At 40.5% G+C, this 6,939-nt stretch carries 11 protein-coding genes; all 11 read right to left on the reverse strand.

The window, feature by feature from the left end:
* Positions 1 to 11: 11 nt before the first annotated feature.
* Positions 12 to 494, reverse strand: coding sequence for a hypothetical protein (locus CWB85_RS17875; RefSeq protein WP_016709434.1), 483 nt, complete (start codon positions 492 to 494; stop codon positions 12 to 14).
* Positions 481 to 1,032 carry an RNA polymerase sigma factor gene (locus tag CWB85_RS17880; protein ID WP_138555598.1) on the reverse strand — a complete coding sequence of 184 codons (552 nt, stop codon included), beginning with the start codon at positions 1,030 to 1,032 and terminating at the stop codon, positions 481 to 483. Before CWB85_RS17880 ends, CWB85_RS17875 begins: the two co-directional genes overlap by 14 nt.
* 199 nt (positions 1,033 to 1,231) lie before the next feature.
* A complete protein-coding gene (locus tag CWB85_RS17885) occupies positions 1,232 to 3,016 on the reverse strand; it encodes a pilus assembly PilX family protein (protein ID WP_138555599.1) in 1,785 nt (594 codons plus the stop codon).
* A complete protein-coding gene (locus tag CWB85_RS17890; protein WP_016709437.1) occupies positions 3,016 to 3,540 on the reverse strand; it encodes a prepilin-type N-terminal cleavage/methylation domain-containing protein in 525 nt (174 codons plus the stop codon). The genes CWB85_RS17885 and CWB85_RS17890 overlap by 1 nt, the downstream gene beginning before the upstream one ends.
* On the reverse strand, positions 3,540 to 3,953 hold the full coding sequence (locus tag CWB85_RS17895) for a type IV pilus modification PilV family protein (protein ID WP_016709438.1): 414 nt from the start codon (positions 3,951 to 3,953) through the stop codon (positions 3,540 to 3,542). The genes CWB85_RS17890 and CWB85_RS17895 overlap by 1 nt, the downstream gene beginning before the upstream one ends.
* Complete coding sequence (locus tag CWB85_RS17900) at positions 3,953 to 4,405, reverse strand: GspH/FimT family pseudopilin (protein ID WP_138555600.1); 453 nt, start codon at positions 4,403 to 4,405, stop codon at positions 3,953 to 3,955. The genes CWB85_RS17895 and CWB85_RS17900 overlap by 1 nt, the downstream gene beginning before the upstream one ends.
* 2 nt (positions 4,406 to 4,407) lie before the next feature.
* Entirely contained in the window at positions 4,408 to 4,833 is a 426-nt protein-coding gene (locus CWB85_RS17905; protein ID WP_138555603.1) for a type IV pilin protein, read from the reverse strand.
* A gap of 392 nt (positions 4,834 to 5,225) precedes the next feature.
* On the reverse strand, positions 5,226 to 5,678 hold the full coding sequence (gene rplI / locus CWB85_RS17910) for a 50S ribosomal protein L9 (RefSeq protein WP_016709441.1): 453 nt from the start codon (positions 5,676 to 5,678) through the stop codon (positions 5,226 to 5,228).
* Between the two features lie 36 nt (positions 5,679 to 5,714).
* Entirely contained in the window at positions 5,715 to 5,942 is a 228-nt protein-coding gene (gene rpsR / locus CWB85_RS17915) for a 30S ribosomal protein S18 (RefSeq protein ID WP_002962753.1), read from the reverse strand.
* 12 nt (positions 5,943 to 5,954) lie between these two features.
* Complete coding sequence (priB, locus tag CWB85_RS17920; RefSeq protein WP_016709442.1) at positions 5,955 to 6,272, reverse strand: primosomal replication protein N; 318 nt, start codon at positions 6,270 to 6,272, stop codon at positions 5,955 to 5,957.
* A 54-nt stretch (positions 6,273 to 6,326) separates the two neighbouring features.
* The gene (rpsF, locus tag CWB85_RS17925; protein WP_016709443.1) at positions 6,327 to 6,668 is read right to left on the reverse strand and encodes a 30S ribosomal protein S6; all 342 of its coding nucleotides are present in this window, start codon (positions 6,666 to 6,668) and stop codon (positions 6,327 to 6,329) included.
* Positions 6,669 to 6,939: the final 271 nt, after the last annotated feature.

The following is a 6,939-nucleotide window of genomic DNA, read 5'->3' on the forward strand; positions in this document are numbered from 1 at the left end:
GATTGTTACTCCTAAATTTGTTGCCACTTCGGTGCATGTACCTTATTAATTAAATCTAATTGCTGTTGATAAACCTGCGCCAGCATCTTTAATAACGCGGGGTTCTCAGGTTCATTCTCTAATGCTTGCTTAATTGCTCGCTCAGCATCTTCTAGCTCCGCTAACTGTTGCTGCCAATTGTCGGTCAAAGCTGGTTGGTTTTGATATTGCACCAACAAGGTTTGCTTTTGTTGGGTAAAATAATCACTCATCGCCACACTGGTTGCAGGCTCTGCCCCCGAAAATATTAATTGCACACTTAATAAAGCGGCGACCGAGCATGCCGCAACTCCCGCTAATTTAGGCCATAAAATCGTTTTAGATTGCGACACAGGAGCATGCGTTAGTGCTTTTTCTATGCCTGGCCATAAGTCTTTTTGTGGCGTAATTTCTGAGTCAGTGTTGTTAATAGACTCAGCTAAAAAGGTTTCAAAATCTGGCTTATTCATTTTCATACCACTCTTTTAATAACTGACGGGCGCGATGAAATTGCGACTTACTCGATCCAACTGCCATACCTAACATACTGGCAATCTCTTCATGCCGATAACCTTCTATGGCATGTAAAACAAACACCATACGCGCTCGCTCAGGGAGCCTTAGTACTAATTTATCGAGTCCATTTAATCCTTGGCAATCAGCAGCACTTTGCTCATCCATACCGCTTTGCTCGAAGCTCACCACTTTTTGCAACCAATTTTTATGTTTGCGTAAATAGCTGATCGCAATATTGCTAGTAACACTGTGCAACCAAGTAGAAAACTGTGACTGCCCTTCAAAGCTGGCTATCTTATGCCACAATTGCACAAACACTTCCTGAGTTGCATCTTCCGCATGTTCGCGATCCGCTAATAAGCGCAAGCACAAACCGTAGACCCGTTTTACATGTAACTCATAAAGTGCCGCATAGGCATTTTGATCACCACTTTTAACACGTGTAATAAGTGTATCTTCACTTAGCTGTGTAAAAGCCTGTTTTACATCTATCAACATCGTTGATGCTGTCCCTTTATGATTATTATTCTGAATTTAGTGTATACCCAACCGCGGTGGAAATACGATCTTTCAGATGTTTTATGTTTCTTGAATAGTTAGACGTAGAGAAAGAATGAAAAGGTTTAAAGCTGATTGAAAAATTTTAAAAGATAAATACAAAAACGGCTAGCTTAACAGTTAGCCGTTTAGGTGAGAATTAAATTGTCGGTTCTACGGGCTCTTCAACCGGCTCCTCTGGAGCCTGAGCGGGTACTTTATATGACCAGCCAAGAAAAGCAATTTTAGCACCGCTGCTGGAGCCCCCACCTGATGTAATATTCTTTAATGCCACATCATAGCGTGTTTCCCCATTACCGCAGTTTGATACACTACCACCTCGAATCGAGCCTGTATACTGAGCTCCGGCATCAACCCGCACATCAGTATCAGGTGCATAAATTGTGGCATACATTTCAGTATTCGATGCGATGTAAATACCAAATTTATCACTGGCACCATCTTTATCCTTACATGATAAAGAGCCATCACCTGATTTATATCCAGAGTAAATATTGAATGCATAGGCATCAGATGGAGTGAGTTTTACGATCGTTTCTTCTACTATTGGACTAGTGCGAATATGAATTTTCCCCATTACATATAGACTTAAACTCACTCCCTTATGTATTTTAAAGTGTGATTCACCACTGGCTGTAATTGTAAAGTCACCTGCAACATAAACAGCTACTTTCTTATTTTCGGCCCCAGCTAAAAGCGCATCTAAACTGCCACCATTTACAGTGAGATTATTAAAAAAGTACATGTTTTCTTGAACGCGCCCTAAGACAGTAACCTCCTTCGGTAAGTACTCTGTTACAGTCCCATTGTCAGTAAATACAGCTTTGTTTTCATTTAATGTTATTTTCTTAGTATTATTCGTCAGTTGTAAATCAGGAAATGGCCCTAATGCATTTAACTCGCTTAATGTACTAATGTTTAAAGGATCACATTGATCTTTTATGTATATAGGTGAACTTGTAGGATCATCGGGATCTAACCCTGCGACATTTGGCACAGTCAAGCCTTCAACATAAGCCGTATCAGGTAAAGTCTTTACAACTGAGTTATTTGTATAGCTGCTAGAGCTTAATACACTGCCACCATAAAGAATATCTGGAATATCAGCCGTACTATGATTTACATGAACACCATTATTTAGCGTTAAATTCTTTTCAGTACGAACATAACCATTCACCATCATATCTTTAAGTTGGACATTGCCATTAGCTAAAATATTACCATTAATCTTTGTACTCCAAGTGCTAGTACCTGACGGGAAAGTTATATCCTTATTAGCCCACAAATCTCCTTCCACAGATTGTGAGGAGCTGACAATAATCGAGCCAGTCGACGCCACACTGCCTTTTATTGTGCCGGTTCCATTTAATGTAACGTTTGCATTATGAACGGTGGTCCTTACATCTGCGTCATTCCCTGCATAACTCGCATCCGTTGAATCATAACTGGTAATTTTACCTGAACCGCCTAATGACACCCCTCGACAACCTATTATTGCATCTGAGTAAGGGGTTAAATTATTACCCGGGATCAAACCAAACCTTGCGACTAAGTTACTTTGCGCATCACCATCATAACGCTGTCCAAGGCTAGCTATTTCCAGTTCACCTGCGGCATTTTTAGTGATACTGGCATGATAAGTGGCATCATCACCAATCAAGCCACTGCCGAAGGCATTACCGGTAGCGGCAATTAAGCCGTCTATATCTAATGTTTGATCATTTAATAAAGCTTGTTGCAATAATTTGGCTTCTTCAAACACGCCCTTTTCTGCAAGCAGTCGGCTATTCATTTTCTTTTGAAAATTACCACTCATGCGCTCTTGAACAATATTTTCACGCAATGAATTAAGCACCACAATACTTGCCATACTGGTGAGGATTAATACTGTTATTAACGTGAAACCGTGCTGCTTTTTAGCCATTACACACCACCGAATGCATTGTTTAAAATCACATTAGATACCGCAATATCTACAATAATTGCGCCACCAAATTGGCTCGGTAAGTTTTCAGGCCCTACATTAATGGTTACAACATTATTATTAAGTGAAAAACTCAATTGTGTGATCCCAGTTAACAGCCGCTGAGCAGGGGCAGCGTCTAAGGCGCACATTAAGCTATTGCCTGCTAAGCTATAAACCTCTGTAACATCAGCAGCCGAAACACTCCCATCACAGGTAATAACCCCTGCTGGCTGATAAATAGTAATTGTCGAGCCATCTGCCGCAATTTCAGGAAGCTTTGGGGTTTGTTTAATACTGCGCGTAAAAACTTTACTGGTATAGCGGATCACTTCTTGCGCATTTTCCAGCTCTTTACCAACCAAAATCGTACCTTTAATTGCTGAATATGACAGGCTAACACCTGCTAATAAAAACGCACCGGCAGCTAATGCAACCATTAGCTCAACAAGGGTGTAACCTCGTGTACGATAAATCGATATCATCAAATACACCCTGCAGGTAGTTCGGGGTAACTGGCATTCAAGGTAATCTGATTCTCTAATTGAGCAGGATCTTGCTGCTTAATTCGTTCATCACTCCAAGACACTGTAATTTGCATATCATGTGCGTACGCCGCAGGTAACGTCAGCTGGTAATCATTAATTTGCGGACCTAAAGAAGCACGAAAGTTAGCATCTGTAAATAATGCAGGGTTTGTTGTTTGTAGCTCACATAAACGAGGCCAAATTCGCTCTAAAGTGTTTTGTCCTTGTACTAAAGAGATGGTGTAATTAAAGCTATTGGTCGCATACTGTAATGATTTTAGTTGCGCTGCGGCCAAACCTAGTAATGCAATACCTGCAATTACCACAGATAGCATCACTTCCAATAATGAAAAGCCCTGTTGTTTGTTCATTATGCACACGCCGCTGACTGTTCAGCTAACCAATTTTGGCCGCTTTTTAAAATGCACAGATAGTAGTCGACCGTCTTTTCATTATCATCTTTAATTAATATTTGGCTTGCCGCAGATATTTCACCAGTAGACCAAACAGTACGATCAACTAATCCAACGGTTACACCTTGATGTTGAATTACAAACTCTTTTAAAACAGTGTCAACGCCATCAACAGATGCTTTTACTTGCCACTTTGTACCACTTACAATCAATTTAATATCGCGATCGCGCTTTACAGCTTCACTACGCGCGTATTTGTAAACACTGTTCAATTGATTAGCTGTGGTTACTACGCGATCTTGCATTATTTGCTGGCTAAATGATGGAAAAGCTAATACGGCCATGATCGCAACAATTCCCACCACAATCATGAGTTCTACTAATGTGAAGCCTGCTGCAGTTCGAATCATTATTATTCCCAGCAGTTACTTGCATCAGCTGATTGTGTACCATCGTGCTTGATCACTAAAGCACCGCAGCGATCTCCCGCTTGAGCAGAACCAAGCTTTGGTGTTGCCGTTAATGTAAATGCACGGCTTTTAAAGTTTTCACTTGCCGCGGCGCCTGTAACACGGTTTAACGCTGTATAAGTGAACGTGTAAAACTCTGTATTTACCGCCGCATCAAAAGTATTTGGATAACCACCATTACGCGAATATATACGCTCCAAAGACGCCCCATGTTGTAACATAACTTGCTGAATATCAGCACGGCGGCTACGCTCCATATGCTCAACATATGAAGGCATGGCAACGCTATACAAAATGCCTAAAATGGCGACTACGATTAATAACTCTATTAATGTAAAACCAGCAGGTGGTTTCACATTGCTCATCATGTGTTGTTTCAATTATTGCATCCTTAACACTATGCCCAGTGCACAAACAATATACAGTGACAACGCTGTCAATGTCAATTAACTGTAACCTAATTACAATATTGCTACATTATAACAAGCATAAATCATTAGTTTTTTATTCTTTTAATTTAAAACAAGCAAATAAGAAACTAGCTAAAATGGAAATTCTACTGCATTTTACCTGTATTTGATACATAAGAACCTAAACTTCATATTATAAAGCGCTTAAGCAGCATTGGGTTAATATTTATTAAATTAGTGGGCGACTATAGCAATAGTAAAATAGCTATAAACAATGAGGAAATAAAAATTATAACAATTCAAACAAAAAAGCCGCGCTTTTCAGCACGGCTTTTCTTGCTTAATTAAAATTAAGCTTCAGCGATTACGATTACTTTGATAGTAGCCGTAACGTCTGAGTGTACTGCGATTGATACGTCAAATTCGCCAGTCTCACGGATAGTACCTAGAGGTAAACGAACTTCTGACTTAGCAACTTCAACACCAACAGCTGAGATAGCGTCAGCGATGTCACGAGTACCGATTGAACCGAATAATTTGCCTTCATCACCAGCTTTAGAAACTAGTGTAACTTCTGCTAATGCTTCAAGCTTATCAGCGCGTGCTTGTGCAGCAACAAGCTGTTCAGCGATTTTCGCTTCAAGCTCTGCACGACGTGCGTCAAAAGTTTCAATGTTAGCTTTAGTTGCAGGAACTGCCTTACCTTGTGGGAAAAGGAAGTTACGTGCGAAGCCAGATTTAACTACAACCTGGTCACCTAGGCCACCTAGGTTTGCGATCTTATCTAGTAGAATAACTTGCATGTTTCTACACCTTTTAAAAACGTGTTAATCCGCTGCTTACTTATGTAAGTCAGTGTATGGAAGAAGGGCTAAGTAGCGAGCACGCTTAATAGCAGTTGCTAGCTGGCGCTGGTATTTAGCGCTAGTACCTGTGATACGGCTAGGTACGATTTTGCCACTTTCTGTAACATAGTTTCTAAGAGTAGCTAGATCTTTATAATCGATTTGTTGTACGCCTTCCGCTTTAAAGCGGCAGAACTTACGACGTCTGAAATAACGTGCCATGAGATAAATTCCTCAAATAATTCTTTCTATATGCTGAGCATGCAAAACCAATTGGCTAAGGCCGTTACGACCTTCGTGACGATTTAAAAAACCGCTCACTTGCAATGCCTGCCCAACGTGCAAATGTTGAGTCTGTTGTTGCATTTGCTTACCACTGGCAACCACTTGAAGTCTGACATAACTATTACGGTTAAGGTCTGCTTCAACTTGCATTGATTTATGTTCTACAACAAAAATACAATGTGGGATACCAGCAGGGCTTTGGCTATACTTAGGTGTTTTACAAACAACCCCAGAGATAACCAGCTGATTCATAAAAGGACTGACCATATGGTTTACCTTAAAATTCTCGCTGATCAAACGCCATGCTTGGACTCAAAACAATTAAGCAGCTGGTGCTTCTTTCTTCTCTTCTCTTACAAGAGGAGATGCTTCAGTTACAGCGTCTTTAGTACGCATAACTAAGTTACGAAGCACTGCATCGTTGTAGCGGAAAGTAGTTTCTAGCTCGCTGATTACTTCAGTTGGTGCTTCAACGTTCATAAGAACATAATGAGCTTTGTGAAGCTTGTTGATTGGGTAAGCCAATTGACGGCGACCCCAGTCTTCAAGACGGTGGATAGTACCACCAGCTTCAGTGATAGAACCAGTATAACGTTCGATCATACCAGCAACTTGCTCACTCTGATCTGGGTGAACCATGAATACGATTTCGTAATGACGCATGGATATTCCTTACGGTTAATAGAGCCTTCTACCGTTTCAGCCAGTCGGTTTAAGGCAAGGAATTAATATTAATTAGGCCGAAATGAGCGCGCATTTTACGCTTAGTGGGAAAATTAAGCAAGTAGGTATTTTAGCTTTAAATAAGATCAGCTATCAGCTATCAGCTATCAGCTATCAGCTATCAGCTATCAGCTATCAGCTATCAGCTATCAGCTAGAGATTTTGCTCGTATTAACTTACGTGTCCTTTCTTTCGATGATCTGAATCTTCC

Origin of the sequence: Pseudoalteromonas sp. S1727, assembly GCF_005886375.1 — a bacterium.
Classification (GTDB): Bacteria; Pseudomonadota; Gammaproteobacteria; order Enterobacterales; family Alteromonadaceae; genus Pseudoalteromonas; species Pseudoalteromonas haloplanktis.

Excerpts from the sequence above, each read along its gene's own strand:
- CWB85_RS17875 (WP_016709434.1), bottom strand. The coding sequence starts at position 494 with ATGAAAATGAATAAGCCAGATTTTGAAACCTTTTTAGCTGAGTCTATT.
- CWB85_RS17880 (WP_138555598.1), bottom strand. The coding sequence starts at position 1,032 with ATGTTGATAGATGTAAAACAGGCTTTTACACAGCTAAGTGAAGATACA.
- CWB85_RS17885 (WP_138555599.1), bottom strand. The coding sequence starts at position 3,016 with ATGGCTAAAAAGCAGCACGGTTTCACGTTAATAACAGTATTAATCCTC.
- CWB85_RS17890 (WP_016709437.1), bottom strand. The coding sequence starts at position 3,540 with ATGATATCGATTTATCGTACACGAGGTTACACCCTTGTTGAGCTAATG.
- CWB85_RS17895 (WP_016709438.1), bottom strand. The coding sequence starts at position 3,953 with ATGAACAAACAACAGGGCTTTTCATTATTGGAAGTGATGCTATCTGTG.
- CWB85_RS17900 (WP_138555600.1), bottom strand. The coding sequence starts at position 4,405 with ATGATTCGAACTGCAGCAGGCTTCACATTAGTAGAACTCATGATTGTG.
- CWB85_RS17905 (WP_138555603.1), bottom strand. The coding sequence starts at position 4,833 with ATGATGAGCAATGTGAAACCACCTGCTGGTTTTACATTAATAGAGTTA.
- rplI (WP_016709441.1), bottom strand. The coding sequence starts at position 5,678 with ATGCAAGTTATTCTACTAGATAAGATCGCAAACCTAGGTGGCCTAGGT.
- rpsR (WP_002962753.1), bottom strand. The coding sequence starts at position 5,942 with ATGGCACGTTATTTCAGACGTCGTAAGTTCTGCCGCTTTAAAGCGGAA.
- priB (WP_016709442.1), bottom strand. The coding sequence starts at position 6,272 with ATGGTCAGTCCTTTTATGAATCAGCTGGTTATCTCTGGGGTTGTTTGT.
- rpsF (WP_016709443.1), bottom strand. The coding sequence starts at position 6,668 with ATGCGTCATTACGAAATCGTATTCATGGTTCACCCAGATCAGAGTGAG.